This window comes from Citrobacter sp. wls826, assembly GCF_005281245.1.
Classification (GTDB): domain Bacteria; phylum Pseudomonadota; class Gammaproteobacteria; order Enterobacterales; family Enterobacteriaceae; genus Citrobacter; species Citrobacter braakii.
The window spans coordinates 128,183-128,436 of the sequence record NZ_SZWS01000045.1 but is presented as its reverse complement, the minus strand read 5'-3'; the positions used below and the strand labels follow the sequence as shown (position 1 = coordinate 128,436).

The following is a 254-nucleotide window of genomic DNA, read 5'->3' as shown; positions in this document are numbered from 1 at the left end:
GCGCCTGGAAGCCGATATCGATGTCGTGTTGGCGATTGCCAACGACTCACATTTGATGGCCGACCTGCCGTGGATTGCCGAGTCCATTCAGTTAAGAAATATTTATACTGACCCGCTGAATGTCTTACAGGCTGAGCTGTTACACCGCTCACGCCTGGCGGAAGAGCAAGGCAATGCACCAGATCCGCGCGTTGAACAAGCGCTGATGGTGACAATCGCTGGTGTCGCAGCCGGCATGCGTAATACAGGCTAAC

General features: G+C 54.3%; 1 protein-coding gene. It reads left to right on the top strand.

Annotated features, from left to right (window positions below; all coding sequences use genetic code 11):
* The coding region (locus FDW87_RS22250) for a phosphoenolpyruvate carboxylase (RefSeq protein ID WP_252363101.1) at positions 1-253 on the top strand (253 nt) is incomplete at its 5' end.
* Position 254: the final 1 nt, after the last annotated feature.